The sequence below is a fragment of the Mycolicibacterium stellerae genome (assembly GCF_003719305.1).
GTDB lineage: Bacteria > Actinomycetota > Actinomycetes > Mycobacteriales > Mycobacteriaceae > Mycobacterium > Mycobacterium stellerae.
Window position 1 is genome coordinate 75,835 of record NZ_RARC01000022.1, and the last position, 20,647, is coordinate 96,481.

Here is a 20,647-nt window from a genome sequence, read left to right on the forward strand (position 1 = left end):
CACATCAAGATCGAAGAGATCGAAGAGAAGGGACAGCCATGGAAGTCCTCAACGGTGCTCACGCCGCAGATGCGGTGAACACTGCGCTGTACCCCCAAGTCGATCATCGTATATCGCCGGTCGCCGACGTCGGGCGGTTGTTGTTGCGCTGCGCCGACCGGCCCGGCTTGGTCGCCGCCGTCAGTACCTTCCTGACCGACTCGGGTGCCAACATCGTCTCGCTGGATCAGCATTCGACCACGCAGACCGGCGGAACATTTATGCAGCGCACCATCTTTCACCTGCCGGGGTTGGCGGCCGGGCGGGAGACGTTGGAAGGGGACTTCGCTGATCAGGTGGCGGTGCCGTTCGACATGGAGTTCCGTCTCGCCGAAGCGTCCAGACCAAAGCGAGTGGCGATCATGGCGTCGAGGGACGACCACTGCCTGTTGGACCTGCTGTGGCGCAACCGACGCGGTGAATTGGACATGTCGGTGGTGATGGTCATCTCCAACCACCCTGAGCTCGCCGATCAGACCCGCCCGTTCGGAGTGCCGTTCCTGCATGTGCCCGCTTCCAAAGATATTCGGGCGCAGGCAGAACGACGCCAACTCGACGCGCTGCGAAACAACGTCGACTTGGTTGTCCTTGCTCGGTACATGCAGATCCTCACCCCGGAGTTCGTGTCCGCGGTCGGCTGCCCCCTGATCAACATCCATCACTCTTTCCTGCCGTCGTTCGTCGGCGCAGCCCCGTATCGCCGGGCCAGAGAGCGCGGCGTCAAACTCGTCGGCGCCACCGCCCACTACGTGACGGGAGCCCTCGACGAGGGACCGATCATCGAGCAGGACGTCGTGCGGGTGGACCACCGGCACGGCGTCGGCGATCTCGTCCGGCTCGGCGCCGACGTCGAGCGCGCCGTCTTATCGCGGGCAGTCCTGTGGCACTGCCAGGACCGCGTCATCCGACACGGCAACCAGACCATCGTCTTCTGACATCAGGCTCCGCATCGGCCGCAGAGGTGATCAGGACAGAGACTCGTCCAATTCACCCAGCGCGGCGATCAGGGCGCTGTTGGCCGAGTAGTCGACGGGGCAGGCGATGACGCTGACGGTGTCGTCGGCGAGCGCTGTGCGTAGGGTCGGCAGCAGTTCTGCGGCAGCGGTGATTCGATAGCCCTTCGCGCCGAAACTCTCGGCATAGGCGACGAAGTCGGGATTTCCGAAGTGGGTTTCCACGTTGTGGCCGATCTCGAGGTCCATCTTCCAGCTGATCAGCCCGTAGGCGTTGTCGTCCCAGATGAGGATCACCATCGGTGTACCGACTCGCAACGCGGTCTCGATCTCTTGCGAGTTCATCAGAAATGCGCCGTCTCCAGTGGCGACGAGAACCTTCGCGGCGGGCCGCGCGATCTTGGCGGCGATGGCCCCCGGCACCGTCCATGCCATGGTCGAGAGTCCATTGGAGATCAGGCACGTGTTCGGCTCGTACGTCGGATAAAGCCTGGCCATCCACATCTTGAGCGCGCCGGTATCGACCAAGACGATGTCGTCGCTGCGCATGGCCGCTCGCGTGTCGGCGACGATGCGGGCAGGCGCGAGCGGGAATCTGTCGTCGGCGCGCCCACGGTCGAGCTCGGCGAAGAGCAGTTCACGGATGCGCTCATGACCCGGTGATGACGGATAAGTGCGCGTTACCCGGGCTGCCAGTGCATCTAGGGCGCCGCCGATGTCGGCCTGCAAACCGACCGCGACGTCGTAGTGTGCATCCACCTCAGCGGGAAATCGGTGGATGTGAATGATCTTGGTATCGCCGCCCGGGTTGATCCGGACGGGGTCGAACTCCTGCAGCTCGTAACCGGCGGCGACGATGACGTCGGCTTGGTCGAAGCCGAAGTTGACGTAATCGTGGCGCATGAAACCGACGGCACCAAGCGCGAGCCGGTGATCGTCGGGCATGACGCCCTTGCCGTGAAACGTTGTCGCCACCGGGATATCGAGCGCCTCGGCGAATCGTCGTACCGCTTCGGCGGCGCCGCCACGGGCAGCCCCGTGACCGGCCAGCAGGATGGGATTGCGCGCGGAGCACAGAATCTCCACGGCCCGATCCAGCTGCGCAGCCGAGGGATCTTCTGGCCGTGGCACATTGACTGGTAAGGGGCTTGCATCCGCTGGGGCGGCGGCTTCTTCGACGTCCTCGGGTACCGCGAGATAGACGGCGCCGGGACGCTCGGTTTGGGCGAGCTTGAAAGCTTTCCTGAACATCTCCGGCACTGCACCCGGTGTCGCGACGAGCGCGGACCACTTCGTCGCCGGTGCGAACATCGACACAAGGTCGATGCTCTGGTGTGACTCCTTGTAACTGCGACCCATCCCCACTTGCGCCGAGAGGGCCACCACCGGAGTCGAATTCGTGGTCGCGTCTGCGACTCCGAGCAGCAGGTTGATCGCTCCCGGGCCAAGCGTCGCCGAGCACACGCCTGCGCGGCCGGTCAGGCGGCCGTATACCTCGGCCATGAATGAGGCGCCCTGCTCGTGGCGCGTCAGCACGTATTCGATCGACGATCTCGACACCGCCTCGGTGAAGCGGATGTTCTCCTCGCCGGGGATGCCGAAGACATGCGTGACGCCCTCGTTCTCCAGGCACTCGACGATAAGCTCCGCGGTCGTGCGACTCGGTTCGCTCATACCGGCGAGCCTAGCCGTGGCTATCCGGACGGAGGGCCAGACCACGGCTCCTTTTCGACCTGGTATGCCTTCGGCAGCCGCGGGCGGTATCTGAGATCGGCCGAGGACGGCAGCGGGTGTCCCGCGACGCCGGCCTTGGCGATCCGCTTGAGTTTGGCGTCGGCGCCCGCCGGGAGCTTGCCGTCGCGCGCCTCCCCGAGCATCTTCAGGCTCATCTCGCGGACTTGCTGCCTCTCGTTGCCCAGATAGACGATCTCGCGAAAGTTGGTGAAGTCGTATGTCGCCTTGACTCTTTTGCCGAACGCCGGATGCGTCTGGTCGATACCGGTGTCGAGCACTGCCCAATCGATGCGGGAACAGTCGACTTCGAAAACCCGGCGGCCGGCGTCGGCCTTGACGGTCGGCACCGAATGTTGGATAGCCGTGGTGGCACGTCGATTGAGAGCGATCGTGAACACCATCGGCTTGGGTTGCGGCTTCATAGTCTGTAGAAATCCCAGCACGGCCGTCTCGATGTCCGACGTTGATTTCGCCTTTATGCGCGTTGTCGTCGCGGCGGCGAGCGTCTTGACGCCCAGCGCCAAGTCCTCGGATTCGTTCCAAGCGTCGAGGCCGGCTAGCCCGACGAGGGTGCACATGGCAACGAATCGCTCGAATGCCGATCGGTTGTTCGGCATCGCAGCGGCGGTGTCACCCGCCAGCCATCGGTCACGCAGTTCGAGGACGTCCTCCACCGTTTGAGTGAGCTTCTCCGAACCCGCGTCGTCGTAGCCGTTGAGCTCCTCCTGTGTTCGGTTGTCCTGCCACCACTCGGTGAGAGGGACCAGAAGCTTGAGCATCTCGCCCAAGTACAGCCGCGCGGCAACCAGGTTCTGTAGCGGGGCTATGCCCGGATCGTGTTCCGCACCGTCCGGACGCCTGATCCCCGTGTAGATCTTGCGTGCCAGGTCTGGTGAGTTGCTCTCGTCGTGTGACGTGATCAGGAGGTCGACCGTCGGTGGGGTGCAGGGCGTACTCCACCCAGACGTCAATGAGGATCGGCGAGTCCTGGATCTGGCGCTTGCTGTCCCCGCTGCCAAGCAGGATGTACTCGATGAGACGGCGCGGAATCGTCATGGTCATGCGCCTGCCCCTCCCGTGCGAAGACTGACTCACTGCTCACGAATTCAGTACGAGTTCCTCGAAGTAACGGTATTGCGGCGCAGTGCGCTCGGCGTGTGTATTCGACTACTCGATTGTTTCGGATCAGCGAGACAGATCCCACTGCCCGAAATCAGCTGCGAGGATGTCGTCCTCGTCCACGTGGGTACCGCCGAGGCTGATACCGGGGTCTGACGCGGTGACGATGACTCTCTGATAGAGCACTGCGGCGGGTTCGCGTTCGCCGGCGGACCACGCCCTGGTCTGCCATGCCCAGCGGTATCCGGGAGTGGTCGATTGCCCGATGACTCCGTCGGCGATCGCCCACCCGCACACCGCGGCGTGGCCGTACACGCCCGTGCGCTGCACACCCAGCACCGAGTTGATGCCCCGAAGCCATTGGACTGCAACGCTTTTCCATGTGCCGGAATTGATGTCCTCATCGATGCTGAAGAAGATCGGCGCCGAGTCCGGGCCTCCTGCCGCGGCGTGTAGGCGAAGGGCGGTCTTGGCGTCGGAGATGCCGCCGTCGTAACCGCGGGTGTAGTCAGACGGAGTCGGCCATCCGGGCTTGCCGTACTGGTAGCAGCTGACGACGTGAAGTCCTAACGCGCGCAGCGCGTCCGCGTAATCGCGAGTGACGGGCTTGAAGTCGAAGGTGGCGCCAGGGCGCAGCTCGGACACATAGACCAGAGCGCCTGCATAGCCGGCCGCCGCAACCTGGTCCGCCGGGACAAGCCGCTCGGCGAAATCGATCAGCTTGGAGCTGTCGGCTGATGCCTTCGGTGCGTTGCCGGTCAGCGCGCCGAGGCCGGCAACGACTGGACCGCACAGCGCGTATCTGAGGACCTCACGTCGTGAGACTCCCTCACTGTGGTCCGACGACACGGCATTCGACTGCACACGAGTTGATCGTCTCCGGACTGCTCTGCAGATGTGGTTGCGGTGATGGCGGCGCGACGGGAATGGTGGACAGCGACGGTGCGGCGGGCGAAGGCAAATGCGCCTGACCGGCCTGCGCCGGCGTCTGCGGGGTCGCTTCGGGAGCGGGCGTAGCCGCCGCTATGCGATTCGCGGCGAATGTGGCTGCCTCGTCGACCATTCCCATCTCGACGTACTGCGTATGCGCATTGAAGTCGCGCCCGCTGGAGCAGACGAAGTCATCGGGGACGCAGAGTTCGACGGTCTTACTCGCATACAACGGCCCCACTTCGACCTGCGGCTGTCTGATAACGCGCATGAATCGCTCGTTGGGCTTGCCGAACAACGCGACAGCGGCGACACGATTCGCTACGTCGGGTGGCATCGGGTTCGGCACGCCCTCGGGCGCCCCATCCGGAATCACGTTCGCCGTGACGAAGCCCGCGACAGCTGCGCCCTGGGAGAATCCGCCGAGCACGATATTGGTGTCGGGACAGCTCGCCGCCACGGACTCGATTCGACTGCTCGCATCCCGGATTCCGTCCATGGCTTTGGGAAATTCGGTGGTGGCGGGATAGTCCACCGGATACGCCTCGAGCGTTTTTGCGCCAATGCGGGGTCGCAGCGAATCGACAAAGGCCTCACCGGTCGGACCGAGACCGGGCGCCTCGGCGGTGCCGCGCGCGAACACCACTTCTACGTCGGGACACGGCTGCGCGAACGCGGGCTGGACGGCGCCCACCGGAGTCAGACTCACGATGGTCGCCGCCCCCACGAATATGGCGATATTGCGTCGCCTCACCGCGCAATGCTGACATACCTTGGAGACAATCGCGCTTCGAAATTCCAACAGCTAATGAACGTCTTATTAATCGGCCAACAATGGCTTAGTGAAATCGACGTTCGAGTGAATCTCGCAAATGTTCACGTGAATCGTCACGGTAGCGCCGCCCCGCTAGATCATGTCCTTCTCGGTCAGCCAGCGAATCAGGAACCAGCCGACGAACACCGGCAGCCAACACGTGAGAACCCGGTAGAGCAGCACCGACGACACCGCAACTCCAGCGGGCACCCCGAATGCCGCGAGACCACCGATCAGCGCCGCTTCCACCGCGCCGACGCCGCCGGGTGTTGGTGCGGCCGACGCCAGCGTCCCGCCGATCATCGTCACCACGGTGACGGTGACGAACGAGGTGTCTCCACCGAACGCCAAGATGCATGCCCACAGCGCCAGTGCCCCACCAAGAGTCGTTGCTGCGCAGCCGATGACGATCAGGGCAAGCCGTCTCGGTTCGCTGGCCAACTCGCGCAGGTCGCGCAGCACCTCTCGTACTCGCGGGCCAACCGTCGCCGTCAACCACCTTCGTAGTTTGGGCACGATGACGAATGCCGCGGCGAACAGCAGCGCGACGCCGCCGACCACCAACACAATCGTCGTCGACGGCACGAAATGAGAGAGGTTGGCCGATGCCCCTGCGAACGCGCTGAACAGGATCAGCAGCGCGACGTGGGTGACCACCTGCACCGACTGCTGCAGCGTCACGGCGGTGGCGGCGCGGAGCGCGCCGAGTCCGCCCTTCTGCAGGAACCGTGCGCTCAACGCCAGTCCACCGACGCCCGCGGGCGTGGTGGTGGCGGCGAAGGTGTTGGCCACCTGCATCAACGTGAGATTGCGGAAGCTCACCAGCCCGTCGGCGCAGGCCCACAGCGCCGCCGCCGCCCCGATGTATTTCAGCGCGGACACCACCAAGCCAAGCAGGCCCCACCACCAGTTCGCCGTCCGCAGCTCGGACAGGAACGTGGGCACAGTGCTGATGAAGGGCAACGCGACGTAGATCAACGCGACCAGCAGCACCATCTGGATGATCTGGTTGCGGTTGAACCGGGTTACCGTCTCCGTCTGAATCTCGTCGGCGCCGGTCTGCAGCTTCACCTCATCGCGGACCGTGCCGAGTATCCGCTTGGGGTCCGGGATGACCTCCCGAATACGCTTGGGCACAGCGGCTTTCGTGAGACGCGCTGACGCCGTCAAAACCGCGCTCTTGCCGAAGACGCCAATCGCTGCGCGCACCGCCGTTGGGACGTCATAAAGCGCACTCGTCGTCATCAGCAATTGCGCGACGTCCGATTGCAGCTGCGCGTCCGTCGCCCCGTACTCGGCGAAATCGAAGCCGCCGAACAACACCGTGTCACCGTCGACGGTGATCTTCTTGGCGCGCAGGTCGCCGTGAGAGATGTGCTGATCGTGCAGGGTCCGCAATGATCCCCAGATCCGCGGCATCAAGGTCGTTTCGGTGACTTCGTCAAGCGGAGTGCCCCGGTCGGGCGTGTGCGCATACAACGTCCACCCGCGATCGAGCGGCGTAACGGCCATCGGTGAGGTGTTGGCGATTCCGAGGTCGCCGATGGCGATCGCCATCAATGCGCGGTGCTCGACGATGCGTCGCATCGACGCGTGGAAAGGCGCGGTTTCCCCGCCGCGCAGCGTGAGCTTGCGCCAGAGTTGGCGCACCGTCCCGCCGCTGCGCTGGTTCGGGCTGTACAACTCGATCTCGGTCGTGGCGCCGTCGGCACAATTGGCGGCCAGCAGCAGCGACCCGCGACCGGCGCGCCGCAGCACCCTCAACCCGGTCACCGTGCAACCCCGCCGGTCCATCGCCCGCACCGCGCCCTCGAGTGGCACCTCGAGGGCAGGCGTGCCGACGACCAGAATCACCAGCGCGCCGACGAACCACCCCACCGCAAGCCCGAGCAGTGAGCGGGCAGGCACCACGGCGCTGACGACAAGGTGGATGGGCACGAAGGCCAGCAGCAGCGCCCACCACCAGTGCCGCCACCGTGCAGGCAGCCACGGCCCGGACACGGTGAGCATCGCGGCGAGCATCGCGATCCAGCGCGGGTCGTCGAGGAACTGGGAGAGGAAGGTTTTGGGCTGGTCGGCCAGGTCCCAGTGCCATTGCGGTGCGGCGAAGCCCCCCGGCCGGACCGACAACGCGAGCAGGGCGATGATGCCCGCCGCGGCGTACGCGCCAAGGAGTTTCCAGTGCCTGCCTGCGATCAGCCCGATGAGGATGGCGAACGGCAGCGCCAGGATCGCGATGCCGTAGGCCAGGTAGACCAGGTTGGACTGGGTTGGCGTGAGGACTCCGACGATGTCGGAGATCGACCTCTCAAGGGATACCCAGTCATATCGGGTGATCAGAGAGCTGGCGATGACGACCGCGAGGAAGATCGCCGCCAGCAGCAGCCGCAGGATGTCGCTGGTGCGTCGCGTCAACGGCTGCAGCAAGCTGCCCGAAACGGTGATTTCCCGCCCGTCGACTCGCACGCCGACTAGTTAACACCGACAGGCTAGTTAACACCGACAGACTCAGCCGCCGTGCACGACATTGCGCAGCGGCTCGCGGCGCGCCAGCCTCCCGATATTGGCGACGACGTCATCGACGCGGCCGGCGAAGGTGTCGCGGGTGACCCCGGAGGAGTGCGGCGTCATCAGGAGATTCGGCAGATCAGCGAAGGGCAGGTGCCCGGGTGCGCTGATGTCGCCGCCCGAGGGGTAGCGGTACCAGACGTCGATGGCAGCGGCCAGGATGACGCCGCCGGCCAGTGCCTCGTACAGCGCACGCTCGGCCACCAAAGGCCCGCGTCCGACGTTGATCAGCACCCCGTCCGCACCGAGCGCCTGCAGCTGCGGCGGGCCAATCATGCCCTCGGTGTGCTCGTTGCGCGGTGCGCAGACGACGGCCACGTCGCATTCGCGCAGTAGTCGATCCAGCTCGCCGGTGTCACCCGCCCACGCAAGGCCTGCGTCGGGAACCCGGCCCGAGCCCGTCACCGCAGCGCCCGTGCATCCGAAGCCGCGGAACAGATCCCACGTGCGCCGGCCGATGTGCCCGAAGCCGACGAAGCCGATATGGGCGTCGGCAAGCGTCCCCGGTTGTGGTATCGCCGGTTCGTACACCGACGTGGCCCAGATGTCGCGGCGTAGCAGTCGGTCCTGGGTGAGAAAGCCGCGGCGCAACATCACCGCGGCGGCGACGACGTACTCGGCGATGGACTGCTCGTGGTGAAATGTGTTGGCCACCAACATGTCGGGCGGGAGTGCGGCAAAATCCACCTTGTCGGTTCCAGCACCGGCGATGTGGATCAGCTTCAGTTTCTCCGCGGAAGCGGCCATCGCCGCGGTGAAGCGGCTACCGACGTACACGTCGGCGTCACGCAGGTCGTCGGGTGCCACCCCGCTGCCTTGCCAGCACACGCAAGCGCCGGGCAGTGCTGCCTCGAACCGCTCGCGGTGCGGGGCCAGGTTGGCATCGGCAACTAGAATCTTCAGCGGTCTTCTCCTTTCAATCCCGTTGTAGCGCTGGACGCTTGCTGTCGAACGTCCAGCCGGGAATCAGGAATTGCATGGCAGCGGCGTCGTCGCGGCTGCCAAGGCCCTCGCGCTGATACCGCTCGTGCGCCGCGGCGACCGCCTCGTCGTCCAGTTCGACGCCGAGGCCGGGCTTATCGGGCACCGTCAGGTAGCCGTCGACGATCTCGTATGGCTCCTTGGTGATCCGCTGACCGTCCTGCCAGATCCAGTGGGTGTCGATGGCGGTGACGGTGCCGGGCGCCGCGGCGGCGACATGGGTGAACATCGCCAGCGATACGTCGAAGTGGTTGTTGGAGTGCGAACCCCATGTCAGCCCCCAGGCGTCGCAGAGCTGCGCGACACGCACCGAGCCGGCCATCGTCCAGAAGTGCGGATCCGCCAGCGGGATGTCGACTGCGTTGGCGCGGAGCGCGTGGCCGAGCTCGCGCCAGTCGGTGCCGATCATGTTCGTCGCCGTCGGAAGCCCGGTGGCGCGCTTGAACTCGGCCATCACCTCGCGCCCGGAGAATCCGCCCTCCGGGCCGACGGGATCCTCGGCGTAGGCGAGCACGTCGGTCAGCTCGCGGCATGTCCTCACCGCATCGTCGAGCAGCCATCCGCCGTTGGGATCCAACGTGATCCGGGCTTCGGGGAAGCGGTCGGCGAGCGCAATCACCGCCTTCGCCTCGTCGGGGGCGGGCAGCACGCCGCCCTTGAGTTTGAAGTCTGCGAAGCCGTAGCGCGCCTTGGCCGCCTCGGCGAGCCGGACGACCGCCTCGGGCGACAGCGCCTCCTCGTGCCGGATGCGCAGCCACTCGTCGGAGTCGGCGTTCTCGTCGGCCGCCGACCGGTACGCCAGATCGGTCTTGGTGCGGTCGCCCACATAGAACAGGTAGCCAAGCGCCTGCACCCGGTCGCGCTGCTGACCGTCCCCGAGCAGCGCCGCCACCGGCACGTCGAGGTGTTTTCCGAGCACGTCGAGCAGGGCGGACTCCACGGCGGTCACCGCGTGCACCGCCACCCGCAGGTCGAACGTCTGCGCCCCGCGGCCGCCGGCGTCGCGGTCGCCGAACGCACGACGGAGGTCGTTGAGAACGCCGTTGTAATCACCGATGCTGCGACCGGTGACGATCGCCCGCGCATCCTCGAGCGTGCGCCGGATGGGCTCTCCGCCGGGCACCTCGCCGACACCGGTGTTGCCGTCGGAGTCGGTGACGATCACCAGGTTTCGGGTGAAGAACGGGCCGTGAGCGCCGCTGAGGTTCAACAGCATGCTGTCGTGGCCGGCGACCGGGATCACCGTCATCTCGCGGACGGTTGGAACATTCATCGGGCTCTCCTATTGCTCAAGATGCAAACCACTTGTCGCCGTTGGCCAGTGGCCGGACCACACGGGTCACCTTGTCGCCCGTGGCACGCATGGCGTCGACGAGCGCTTGCTCGCGCTGCGGGTTAAGCCGCTCGATGGGAATCGATACGCTGATCGCGTCCTGCGGCGGGCTGCAGTAGCGCAGCGCCACGGCGAAACACTTCAAACCAGTTGTGTTCTCCTGGTTGTCGGTGGCATAGCCGCGTACCCGTACCTCCTCGAGAACCTCGTCGAGAGCAGCTCGGTCGACGATCGTCTCGGTGGTCAACGGGGTGAGCGCGGCGGGCACGTGCGTGTCGCGCTCGACGCCGAACCGCTCGGCAAGCAGCGACTTACCCAACGCCGTCGCGTAGGCGGGTAGCCGGCGGCCGACCCGGTTCTGAATCCTGCTGTACTGCTTGGACTCCCGCGTGGCCAGGTAGACGATGTCGGTGCCGTCGAGCCGGCCGAGATGGAATGTCTCGTCGAGGTCCTGACGCAGCTCATCGAGGAACGGGGTGATGAGCGGCAGGTACGGGTCGCTGTCGAGGTAGCTCGTGCCGACGAGCAGCGCGCGGATACCGATACCGAACAGGGTGCCCGACGCATCGGAGCGCACCCAGCCCTGCGCGACGAGCGTGCGCAGTAGGGCGTGGGCGCTGCTGCGCGGCATGTCGAGGGCGTCGCTGATCTCCCGCAGCCTTGCCGGGTTGTCGTGCCGGGCGGCGAGGTACTCCAGCAGTTCGACCGTCCGTACGGCGGACTTGACCTTGCGGACCACGAGGTCGGGTGATGCCGGCGTTGAGGCGAAGGCATCGGACTGGGATTCGTCTGTCACGTCACCCTCCTATCGCCAGCAGTTCGCGGCCGATCAGCACCGTGGCGCCCACAGAGGAGACGCCGATCGCCAGCCAGCGCAATCGTTTCGGGTCGAGGAACTTGTTCATCGGGCGCGACAGCAGGTAACCCGCAACCGCCGCAGGAACAAGCACGACGACCCCCCACATCGTCCGGCCGTCGATCGCCCCGGTGGCGGCCAGCGCGGCGATCGACATCATCGAACCGACAAGGAAGAATCCGCTCATCGTGCCGCGCAGCCGCGCGCCGGTATTACGTTGCCACACAAGCGCCATCGGCGGGCCGCCGATCGCGGTCGCCGTGCCGAGGACGCCGGACGCGGCGCCTGCGAGCACCACATTGCGCCTGCGTGCCACCGGGATCCAGCCGAGGCTGGTGACGACGACACCGCCGAGAACGACAGCGGCGAGCAGGATGACCAGCGCTCGATGTGGCAGCATCGCCAGCAGCAGGGCTCCGGCGATCGTGCCTGGCACGCGGCCCACGAGCGCCCAGCCGGTGCCGCGCAGGTCGATGTCCTCGCGTTCGCGGATCACCACTATCAGGGTGACGACGGTTGCGACCATGATCAGCGTTCCTGGAAGGAGGCGCGGGTCGACGAGCGCGACGATCGGGGCAGCGAGCAACCCGATGCCGAAGCCGATCGATGCCTGCAGCGCCGATGCCAGCATGACCGCGCTTGCCACGATGCAATACCCCAGGACAGTCACGCGCCGACCAGCACGCTGCCCTCCTCCAGGAGGGGGTGGTGACATTCGGCGGCGTGTCCGACGACCTCGAGATCGAGTGCGTTCGGCGGCGCTGTCGTCGCGCAGATCTCGGTGGCTTTCCAGCAGCGGGTCCGGAATCGGCATCCCGATGGCGGGTTCAACGGCGATGGCACCTCGCCCGTGAGCAGGATCCGCTCGCGTCGCTGTTCGCCGTCCAGCGTCGGTGCAGCGGACATCAGGGCCGCGGTGTAGGGATGGTTGGGTCGTTCGAAAACCGCTTCGATCGGGCCGGATTCGATGATGCGGCCGAGGTACATCACCGCTACCCGGTCGGCGACGTGCCGGACCACCGACAGGTCATGCGAGATGAACACGTAAGAGATCTGCAGCTGCTGCTGAAGATCGTTGAGCAGGTTGAGCACCTGCGCCTGCACGGACAGGTCCAGCGCGGACACCGGCTCGTCGCAGATGATGATGTCGGGGTCCAGCGCCAGCGCGCGGGCGATGCCGATGCGCTGACGCTGACCGCCCGAGAACTCCTGCGGGTACTTGTCGGCGGCCTTCGCGCCGAGGCCGACAAGGTCGAGGAGGCCGCGTACCCGCATGTCGCGATCGCGCTTGCTCTTGTACATGCCCGGGTGGCTGCGCCACGGCTCGGCGATGATGTCGGCCGCCGTCATTCGCGCGTTGAGCGAGGCGTAGGGATCCTGGAACACCATCTGTACGCGGCGGTGGAACTTCAGCAGGTCCTTGCCCCGCAGGCTGAACGGATCGATGCCGTCGAAGCGGACGGTGCCGGAATCGGGTCGCTCCAGCATGAGCAATGTCCTTGCCAGCGTGGACTTTCCGCAGCCGGACTCACCGACGAGGCCGAGGGTCTGCCCGCGGGCGACGTCGAGGGTGATGCCGTCGAGCGCCTGCAGTCTCTTCTTGCCTGCGTTGGGTACATGGAACGACTTGCGAAGGTCGCGGACCTCGAGCAGGTTCTCCGACTCAGACATTTGTGACCTCTTCTGGGAAGTGGCATGCGGCCTTCCGGCTTGCGCCGGCGGTGCCGGCAATTGGGGCATAGCCGGCGGTGCCGGCAATTGGGGCATAGCCGGCGGTGCCGGCAATTGGGGCATAGCCGGCGGTGCCGGCAATGGTGTCGAGGGTGGGTCGTTTGGTGGCGCAGATGTCGCGGGCCAGCGGACAGCGCGCCTGATAGACGCAGCCCTGCGGGATCGCGTGCAGGTCGGGAGGCGAGCCGCCGATGGACTTGAGCTCGTCGCCGCGTCTGGCGTGCACGGGAACCGAGTTCAGCAGACCCTTGGTGTAGGGGTGCTGCGGGTTGGCGAAAACCTCTGCCACCGGTCCGGTTTCGACGATGTTGCCTGCGTACATGACGGCGACGCGGTCGGCTTCCTCGGCGACCAGCGCCAGGTCGTGGGTGATCAGCACGACCGCCATCCGGTATTCGGTGCGCAGATCCCGCAGCAGGGCCATGATCTGGGCTTGAACGGTGACGTCGAGCGCGGTGGTGGGCTCGTCGGCGATCAACACGCTCGGGTTCAGTGCGACGGCCATCGCGATGAGCAGGCGCTGGCGCATGCCGCCCGAGAACTGGTGTGGGTAGGAGTTCACCCGGGTCTCTGGTTGCGGTATGCCGACGCGGATCATCAACTCGATCGCCTTGGCCTTGGCCTCCTTGGCGCTCATACCGTGGTGGATCAGGAAGGGTTCGGCCAGTTGGGTTCCGACGGTGTAGAGCGGGTTGAGCGCGGTCAGCGCGTCCTGGAAGACGATGGCGAGTTCGGTGCCCGCGATCTCGCGCCGCTTCTTGCGGCTCGCGTTGAGGATCTCGACATCGCCGAGGGTGGCCGTGCCGCTGACGATGTCGGCAACGGGCTCGAGCAGGCCGACCAGTGCGGTGGCCGTCATCGACTTGCCGCAGCCGGATTCACCGAGCAGCGCGAGTGTTTCACCGCGGCGGGCCTGGAAGCTCACCTCGTTGACGGCCCGCACAACACCGGTGATGGTGCGGATCTCGACGCTCATGCCTTCGACGTCGAGCACGGGGTCGGCGTCTACCTGGTCGGTATGAGCCTGATGGTCAATGACAGCGGTCATCACAGTGCCTTCGTGGTCTTGGTGAACTTGGACAGCCGTTTCTGCGGGACGGTGAGACGCCAGCGCTGCCCTGGATCGGTGGCGATGCGGGCCCAGGCGGCCAGGATGGTGGCCGACACCGTGGTGATGACGATGGCCACGCCGGGGAAGAACGACAGCCACCAGGCGGTGTGCAGGTACGTGCGGCCCTGCGAGACCATCAGGCCCCAGCTGATGTCGGGCGGCTGAATCCCGATGCCGAGGAAGCTCAGCGAGGACTCCGCCAGCATGACGTAGCAGAAGTCCAGCGTCGCGACGGTCAGCAGCGTCGGCAGCACAATCGGTAGGACGTGGCGCCAGATGATCGACCGTGCGCTGGCGCCGAAGGTGCGGGCGGCGTCGACGAACAGCCGGCTCTGCAGTTCGGCGGACTCGGCCCTGGCGGTACGCAGGTACACCGGGATGCGGGTGATCGCCAGCACTGCAACGATGTTTGCGGCGCTGGGCGAGAACACGTAGAGGACGACGACGGCCAGCAGCAGTGACGGGAAGCTCATGATGACGTCGGCGACCCGCATCGCGACGGTCTCACGCCAGCCGCGGTAGTAACCGGCCCACATGCCGATCGCCGAGCCGACGACGCCGGAGATGACGACCGCGGGTATCGCGACGGACAAGGTGGTCTGGCAGGCGACGATCAGCCTGGCGAGCATGCTGCGGCCGAGCGGATCGGTGCCGAGCACGTTGGCCCAGCCGTGCGACAGCGTGAACGGCGCCTGGTTGGAGTTGTCCAGATCGATGTGCGTGGCGAGGTTGCCGACGAGCATCGGGCCGAAGATCGCGGTCAGGAAGACCACGCCGAGGATGACGGCCGCGACGGTGGCGACCCGGTCGTTGACCAACAGCCGGAACCATTTCGACCCGCGGCCCTTCCTGGCGGTGTCGGCCTCGCCGACGATGGCCGTCGTGGGTTTGACGGGAACCAGATCGATTTGAGTGCTCATGTCTCGTGTCTCCCTCAGGCCATGACTGGTTCGCGGACGCGGGCGTCGAGCAGCGCGTAGCAGGCGTCGATGATGATGTTCAGGACGAAGATGCTCACCGCGGTCAGCAGCACCGCCGCCTGCAGCACCGCGAAGTCGCGCTGCAGGATCGCGTCGATCATCAGCTTGCCGATGCCGGGCCAGCCGAAGATGGCCTCGACGACGACGGCGCCGTTGATCAGGCCGACGGCCAGGTCGCCCGCCACGGTCAGCGCGGGCGCCGCCGCGTTGCGCAGGGCGTGGTGGGTGACGACGCGAAAGTCGCTTGCGCCCTTGCTGCGGGCCAGCCGGACGTAGGGCGCTGAAAGCGCGGAAACCATTGCGCCGCGCACCACCTGGGTGAGCACGCCGAGCGGGCGGATCATCAGGGTGGCGATCGGCAGGATCCACGACAGGATGCCGCTGTCGACACCGGAGGTGGGCAGCACGCCGAGCAGGACGGCGAACAGCCAGACACCGGTGATCGCGAACCAGAAGTCGGGGATGCTGGCGGCGGTCATGGACAGCAGGCTGGAGAACCGGTCGGCCAGCGAGTTGGGCCGGTAGGCGGCCCAGCAGCCGATGACGACGGCGAGGACGATCGCCAGAAGCATTGTGGTGATGGCTAATTGGAGGGTGGCGGGGAAGGCCCGCAGCGCCATCTCTGATGCGGGCTCGCCGGTGCGCAGCGAGGTGCCGAAGTCGAGGTGGATGACGCCTTTGAAGTAGTCGACGAGCTGGGTCCAGACCGGCTGGTCGAAGCCGTTCTGGGCGGCGAACTGCGCGCGCTGCTCGGGGGTCGCCGACTCAGGCAGGTACAGGTTGGTGGGATCACCGGTGAGCCGGGCGAGCAGGAACACGCCAAGCAACACGATGATCAACGGCAGTGCGCTGGTGTACATCCGGCGCCGAACGAACGGGAACATGGGCGATGGCCTCCGGAACTCTCTAGGACTGGTCGGAGCGGTCGGCGCCGGTTTGGGCGGGTGTCATCTCGGCCAACCGCATTTCGTCTCCGGTGGCGGAGTTGGGTGTGTAGTCGACGCGCGCCGACTTGCCGAGGATGCCCTGCATGTGCGCGAGGTAAGCCATCTGCATGGTCTCCTTCGGCTCCTCAGCGAAGAGCTTGGCGAAGGCGTCTTGGCGCTGCTGCCCTGTCAACGCTTCGGCGGCCCGGATCCTCTTGTCGAATTCCGGTGTGCCGTAGGCGGCTTGGGGCCCGTCGCTGAGCATGTACTGATCCATGGTGAACGCGGCATCACCGGCCTGGTTGCCGTGCATGATCATCAGCAGGTACGGGCCTGCGCCCTCCGGGAACGGCCGCAGCTGATACAGCAGCTGGTTGGAGGTGTCCATCATCTCGATCTTGACGTTGAGTCCGATGTCGGCGAACTCGCTCTGCAGCACCTCGATGGTCTCGCTGATGTTCGGGAACTGGGCGGTGCGGCCGATCAGCCGGATCTGCTTGTCGACGGGAACGCCGTCGGCCTTGGCCTCGGCGACGAGCTGCTTGGCCTTCTCGGCGTCGTGTGGCCACAGCTGCAGTTGGTCGTTGTATCCGACCACGCCGGATGGAATCAGTTGAGACGCAGGCTCTCCCAGGCCGCGGAAGAGGGCCTTGACGATGCCCTCGCGGTTGACGGCGTAGTTGATGGCCTGCCGTACCCGCATATCGTTCAGCGGTGCCTCGGTGGCCTGCATGCGCAGGGCGGTGGTCTCGTTGTTCTGGAACGGAACGCCGAGGTCGCCTGCCCCGTCCTCGGGGCCGAGCCCGGTGGCGATGTCGGTTTCGTCGTTGGTGATCATCGCGGCGCGGACGCTGCCTTCGCTGCGCCACTGGTATTCGGCGTGGGCGAACGCCGGCTTCTTACCCCAGTAGGTGTCGTTGCGCCTGAGGATCAGCTTCTGCCCGTACTCCCAGTCGTCGATCGCGTAGGGCCCGGTGCCGATCGGCTCGCGCACCTTCTCGGTCATGCTGGTGCCGCGCGGCACGATCTCGACAAACGAGATACGCAGCGGGAGAATCGGATCCGGAGTCTTGGTGCGGACGACGAGGGTGGTGTCGTTCGGTGTGGACAGGTCAAGCGGGTCGTCGCCGAACACATAGCCGTCGACATTGCAGTTCAGGTCGGAGTTGACGGCGCGGTCGATCGAGAAGGCGGCGTCCTGCGCGGTGAACGGGGTGCCGTCGGAGAACGTCACGCCCTTGCGGATGTCGAACTCCCATTCGTCGGGGGACGTCTGGCGCCACTTGTCGGCCAGCAGCGGCTGCAGGTCGCCGGAGTTGGGGTCACGCTCGATCAGGGGCTCGGTGATGTTGGACCGGACCACGATTCCGGTGGAGGTCAGCGAGCTCTCACAGGGCTCGAGGGTGGGCGGCTCCTGCTGCAGAACGATGCGCAGGGTGTTGGGGTCGTATCCACCGTGGCGTGAGTTGGCGACCGTGCACCCGGTCGAGGCGAGGGTGATTCCCGCGATCGCGACGGCAGCGGCCACTGCGGTGCGGCGCCGCGGAGTGTGTGCTGCGGGGCTCATGGATCCTCCCGGAACTGCAGTTGTGACGTCTACGTATGTGGATGAGACGTGTGATCGCAGACACAAGCTAAGAACGCGGCATCTCGGCCGTCAACCCCGGCGAATAGGCCAAATCGGCACCGTCGGCGACGCGGCAGCGGTCGAATTAGGGCTGGCTACATACGCCGTGACCAGTCATTTCGACCAATTGACCTAACCCTCGATACCTTCGCGGTGGGATGAATCGGCTAGCCATGCCGCTTAGGTATCAGTCGATGCTAATTCAATGTTGGACGGGTATTCGCAGGTCGCCGTACCGTGGTCGCAACATGAGTACCTCACCCCGCAGCCCGCACGGTGGGACCGTCCTACAGGTCGGGCCGCTGAAGTCGTCGCTGGCGCAGATCCTTCGTGACGACTACGCGGCGTATGTGCTGCCCGATGAGGCCGACGGTCGTGGGGAGTTTCTGTCCACCCACGGCCAGGAGATCACGGCGGTGGTGACCTCGGGCCGAACCGGCGTCGACGCCGGTTTGATGTCGGCGTTGCCCAAGCTCGGCGCCATCGTGAACTTCGGAGTCGGATACGACACGACCGATGTGGACGCCGCCGCAGAACGAGGGGTCGCCGTCAGCAACACGCCGGACGTGTTGACCGACTGCGTGGCCGACACCGCCGTCGGCCTGATGATCGATGTGATGCGACAGTTCTCGGCGGCCGACCGTTACGTGCGGGCCGGCCGTTGGCCTGTCGACGGGATGTACCCGTTGACACGTCAGGTGAGTAACACGCGGGTGGGGATCATCGGCCTTGGCCGGATCGGAAGCGCAATCGCCAAGCGACTCATTGCCTTTGGTTGCACCATCTCTTACCACAACCGGCACAGGATCGACGACTCACCGTTCGAGTACGTGTCGTCGGCCGAGGAGCTGGCAGGGCGGGTCGATGTTCTGGTCGTCGCTGCTGCAGGTGGACCCGGTACGCGAAAGCTGGTCGACCGCAAGGTGATCGCTGCGCTCGGCGTCGACGGATACCTGGTGAACATCGCACGTGGGAGCGTGGTCGACGAGGAAGCGTTGGTTGAGGCGCTTCGAGCCGGCCGCCTGGCTGGTGCGGGACTGGACGTCTTCGCCGACGAGCCGAACGTGCCGGAGGAGTTGTCGGCGATGGACAACGTCGTCGTCCTGCCGCACGTGGGCAGCGGCACGGTGCAGACGCGTGCTGCGATGGAGGCGCTCACGCTACGCAACCTCGAGAGCTTCCTGGCGACTGGTGCGCTGGTGACCCCGGTGCCGATGCCTGCGAAAGCTTCTGGGTAGATCGCACTCATATCGACGTCTGAAGGACGATAATCGGGCAACCACTCCTCGCCGGAAGGAGATCCCGGTGGAGCTACCGCAGACGCTGCATGGTCAGCTGTACCTGCTGGCGTATGACAAGAAGCGCAGGCAGTTCCAATTCGACTGCAACAGTGGTTGGAACAAGCAGTGGCGGTTCGAGTTCGCACTGCGTTCGGCCATGTTGACCGATCTGCATCTCACCGGATACATCGAGGACCGCAACGGTGAGGCGTGCCGATTGAAGACGCGCCACGATGATCCGGTGCTCAACGACATGTTGAACCGTGCCGCGGGGCAGGGTTGGTCTCAGCTGGTTTCCAGCGGCAACCGAACCTGCCAGGACGTCCATCACCAGCTCGCAGCGGTCGGCTGGATCCACGGGCAGCGCCGTCGGATGGTGGGAATCGTTCCTGCCAGGTTCGAGGTCTACGACGACGACCTGGTAGGCGGCTTGGCCCATCGGGTCACCGACACGCTCCGCGACATCCTAGAGAACCGAGCGGTCGAACCGAGATCGCTCGCCGTGGGTCTGATCGCAGTACAGGCGCAGCTGGCCGTGGTTTCGGCTTTCACAGGTCACGCGAATCACCGCGATCGGCTGCGCGAAATGACGCTTGCCGCAATCGAACCCATCCTCGGCCTGTACCAGGCGATCCACATTCGTTACTCGTCGCGAATGGGCGGTGGGGGTGGAGGTTGCGGAGGTGGAGGTTGCGGCGGCGGAATCTGATCAAAGTGTCATCAGACGCCGCTAGCCGACCACGTCCTCGACCAGGTCATCGGTCGTCCATTCGCGTTGCGGGAGAACGTCTCTGAGCAGACGCAGAAGTGCTGGGTTGGTGCTGTCGCCGCGCCACACCGCATCGAGTTCCACGGGTCGCTCGCGGAATGCACCGATCGAGCGGAACACGACACCCTCTGGATGCAGGGTGGCCGCCGACGCGGGGACCAGCGCCATGCCGATGCCGGACCGCACCAACACCAGCATGGTGTGCACCTGCGTCACGGTCTGCACATAGCGCGGCGTCGCGCCTGCGATGGTGAAGGTGCTGATGAGCAACTCGTTGAAATAGCGGGCCTGCACCGGCGAGTACATGATGACGTCCTGACCGTCGAGGTCGTTCAACGTGAGCTGCCGTCCGAGCCCCACCAACGGATGAGCCTCCGGCAGAGCGGCGATCAGCTGCTCGTGCAGCAGCGGTCGCGACACCAGACCGGGGCGCCTCACCGGCGGCCGCGCCATGCCAAGGTCCACCTCGCCCGTCATCAGGCCCTCGAGCTGAACGGCGGTGACCATCTCGCGTAGATCCAGTTTCACGTCGGGCAGCTTTTCTCTGGCCGCTCCCAGCAGCCGCGGCAAGACGACATGCGCGGACGCTGCCGTGAAGCCGATGACGACGGTGCCGAGATCGCCCGCGGGTATGCGCTTGACCGTCTGCGCTGCGCCCTCGGCCAGTTGCAGGATTCTGCGGGCGTCGGGCAGGAAGGCCACTCCGGCCGGTGTCAGGGTGACGGCCCGCGTGCTGCGCTCGATTAGCTGTACGCCGAGTTCGCTCTCCAGCTGTTGAATCTGACGACTCAGCGGCGGCTGGGTCATATGCAGCCGCTCGGCGGCCCGCCCAAAGTGGAGTTCCTCGGCCACGGCGACGAAACAGGACAGCCTCGCTAGGGATAACACTGATTCAC

General features: G+C 65.8%; 18 protein-coding genes. 3 read left to right on the forward strand and 15 right to left on the reverse strand.

The genetic code is table 11. The features are described from left to right. Positions 1-38: 38 nt before the first annotated feature. Complete coding sequence (gene purU / locus D6M19_RS23360) at positions 39-974, forward strand: formyltetrahydrofolate deformylase (protein WP_123027646.1); 936 nt, start codon at positions 39-41, stop codon at positions 972-974. Positions 975-1,004: 30 nt separating this feature from the next. Here the strand turns inward: purU and D6M19_RS23365 are convergent, their stop codons facing one another. From D6M19_RS23365 to D6M19_RS23430, 14 genes are all read right to left on the reverse strand, one after another. Then, positions 1,005-2,666: an acetolactate synthase large subunit gene (locus D6M19_RS23365; protein WP_123027647.1), complete on the reverse strand. Its 1,662-nt coding sequence runs from the start codon at positions 2,664-2,666 to the stop codon at positions 1,005-1,007. A 20-nt stretch (positions 2,667-2,686) separates the two neighbouring features. Continuing rightward, positions 2,687-3,697 (reverse strand): hypothetical protein, encoded by a 1,011-nt coding sequence (locus D6M19_RS23370; protein ID WP_123027648.1) that lies wholly within the window; start codon positions 3,695-3,697, stop codon positions 2,687-2,689. A 214-nt stretch (positions 3,698-3,911) separates the two neighbouring features. Continuing rightward, entirely contained in the window at positions 3,912-4,709 is a 798-nt protein-coding gene (locus D6M19_RS23375) for a DUF1906 domain-containing protein (RefSeq protein WP_123027649.1), read from the reverse strand. Then, the gene (locus D6M19_RS23380) at positions 4,675-5,529 is read right to left on the reverse strand and encodes a cutinase family protein (RefSeq protein WP_123027650.1); all 855 of its coding nucleotides are present in this window, start codon (positions 5,527-5,529) and stop codon (positions 4,675-4,677) included. The genes D6M19_RS23375 and D6M19_RS23380 overlap by 35 nt, the downstream gene beginning before the upstream one ends. 153 nt (positions 5,530-5,682) lie before the next feature. Beyond that, positions 5,683-8,055 carry a lysylphosphatidylglycerol synthase transmembrane domain-containing protein gene (locus D6M19_RS23385; protein WP_123027651.1) on the reverse strand — a complete coding sequence of 791 codons (2,373 nt, stop codon included), beginning with the start codon at positions 8,053-8,055 and terminating at the stop codon, positions 5,683-5,685. Between the two features lie 42 nt (positions 8,056-8,097). Continuing rightward, complete coding sequence (locus D6M19_RS23390; RefSeq protein WP_123027652.1) at positions 8,098-9,060, reverse strand: 2-hydroxyacid dehydrogenase; 963 nt, start codon at positions 9,058-9,060, stop codon at positions 8,098-8,100. 13 nt (positions 9,061-9,073) lie between these two features. Continuing rightward, the gene (locus tag D6M19_RS23395; RefSeq protein WP_123027653.1) at positions 9,074-10,411 is read right to left on the reverse strand and encodes an enolase C-terminal domain-like protein; all 1,338 of its coding nucleotides are present in this window, start codon (positions 10,409-10,411) and stop codon (positions 9,074-9,076) included. Positions 10,412-10,427: 16 nt separating this feature from the next. Further along, positions 10,428-11,267 (reverse strand): IclR family transcriptional regulator, encoded by an 840-nt coding sequence (locus tag D6M19_RS23400; protein ID WP_123027654.1) that lies wholly within the window; start codon positions 11,265-11,267, stop codon positions 10,428-10,430. 1 nt (position 11,268) lies between these two features. After that, a complete protein-coding gene (locus D6M19_RS23405; RefSeq protein WP_164478651.1) occupies positions 11,269-12,042 on the reverse strand; it encodes a sulfite exporter TauE/SafE family protein in 774 nt (257 codons plus the stop codon). Then, on the reverse strand, positions 11,994-12,998 hold the full coding sequence (locus D6M19_RS23410) for an ABC transporter ATP-binding protein (protein ID WP_123027656.1): 1,005 nt from the start codon (positions 12,996-12,998) through the stop codon (positions 11,994-11,996). The genes D6M19_RS23405 and D6M19_RS23410 overlap by 49 nt, the downstream gene beginning before the upstream one ends. After that, a complete protein-coding gene (locus D6M19_RS23415) occupies positions 12,991-14,106 on the reverse strand; it encodes an ABC transporter ATP-binding protein (RefSeq protein WP_123027657.1) in 1,116 nt (371 codons plus the stop codon). The genes D6M19_RS23410 and D6M19_RS23415 overlap by 8 nt, the downstream gene beginning before the upstream one ends. Beyond that, positions 14,106-15,089 (reverse strand): ABC transporter permease, encoded by a 984-nt coding sequence (locus tag D6M19_RS23420; RefSeq protein WP_123027658.1) that lies wholly within the window; start codon positions 15,087-15,089, stop codon positions 14,106-14,108. Before D6M19_RS23420 ends, D6M19_RS23415 begins: the two co-directional genes overlap by 1 nt. A gap of 14 nt (positions 15,090-15,103) precedes the next feature. After that, positions 15,104-16,033, reverse strand: a complete 930-nt coding sequence (locus tag D6M19_RS23425) for an ABC transporter permease (protein ID WP_123027659.1) — start codon at positions 16,031-16,033, stop codon at positions 15,104-15,106. A gap of 22 nt (positions 16,034-16,055) precedes the next feature. After that, positions 16,056-17,642, reverse strand: coding sequence for an ABC transporter substrate-binding protein (locus D6M19_RS23430; protein WP_123027660.1), 1,587 nt, complete (start codon positions 17,640-17,642; stop codon positions 16,056-16,058). Between the two features lie 308 nt (positions 17,643-17,950). Between D6M19_RS23430 and D6M19_RS23435 the strand changes: the two genes are divergently transcribed. Continuing rightward, complete coding sequence (locus tag D6M19_RS23435) at positions 17,951-18,940, forward strand: 2-hydroxyacid dehydrogenase (RefSeq protein WP_123027661.1); 990 nt, start codon at positions 17,951-17,953, stop codon at positions 18,938-18,940. 67 nt (positions 18,941-19,007) lie between these two features. After that, positions 19,008-19,691, forward strand: a complete 684-nt coding sequence (locus D6M19_RS23440) for a GPP34 family phosphoprotein (RefSeq protein WP_164478652.1) — start codon at positions 19,008-19,010, stop codon at positions 19,689-19,691. Positions 19,692-19,712: 21 nt separating this feature from the next. On the opposite strand, the gene D6M19_RS23445 is transcribed toward D6M19_RS23440, so the two are convergent. After that, positions 19,713-20,639 (reverse strand): LysR family transcriptional regulator, encoded by a 927-nt coding sequence (locus tag D6M19_RS23445; protein WP_123027663.1) that lies wholly within the window; start codon positions 20,637-20,639, stop codon positions 19,713-19,715. Positions 20,640-20,647: the final 8 nt, after the last annotated feature.

Bases quoted from the DNA above. Each gene is read 5' to 3' on its own strand.
- D6M19_RS23430 (WP_123027660.1), bottom strand. From the start codon at position 17,642: ATGAGCCCCGCAGCACACACTCCGCGGCGCCGCACCGCAGTGGCCGCT.
- D6M19_RS23415 (WP_123027657.1), bottom strand. From the start codon at position 14,106: ATGACCGCTGTCATTGACCATCAGGCTCATACCGACCAGGTAGACGCC.
- D6M19_RS23395 (WP_123027653.1), bottom strand. From the start codon at position 10,411: ATGAATGTTCCAACCGTCCGCGAGATGACGGTGATCCCGGTCGCCGGC.
- D6M19_RS23435 (WP_123027661.1), top strand. From the start codon at position 17,951: ATGAGTACCTCACCCCGCAGCCCGCACGGTGGGACCGTCCTACAGGTC.
- D6M19_RS23365 (WP_123027647.1), bottom strand. From the start codon at position 2,666: ATGAGCGAACCGAGTCGCACGACCGCGGAGCTTATCGTCGAGTGCCTG.
- D6M19_RS23405 (WP_164478651.1), bottom strand. From the start codon at position 12,042: ATGTCACCACCCCCTCCTGGAGGAGGGCAGCGTGCTGGTCGGCGCGTG.
- purU (WP_123027646.1), top strand. From the start codon at position 39: ATGGAAGTCCTCAACGGTGCTCACGCCGCAGATGCGGTGAACACTGCG.
- D6M19_RS23410 (WP_123027656.1), bottom strand. From the start codon at position 12,998: ATGTCTGAGTCGGAGAACCTGCTCGAGGTCCGCGACCTTCGCAAGTCG.
- D6M19_RS23425 (WP_123027659.1), bottom strand. From the start codon at position 16,033: ATGTTCCCGTTCGTTCGGCGCCGGATGTACACCAGCGCACTGCCGTTG.
- D6M19_RS23420 (WP_123027658.1), bottom strand. From the start codon at position 15,089: ATGAGCACTCAAATCGATCTGGTTCCCGTCAAACCCACGACGGCCATC.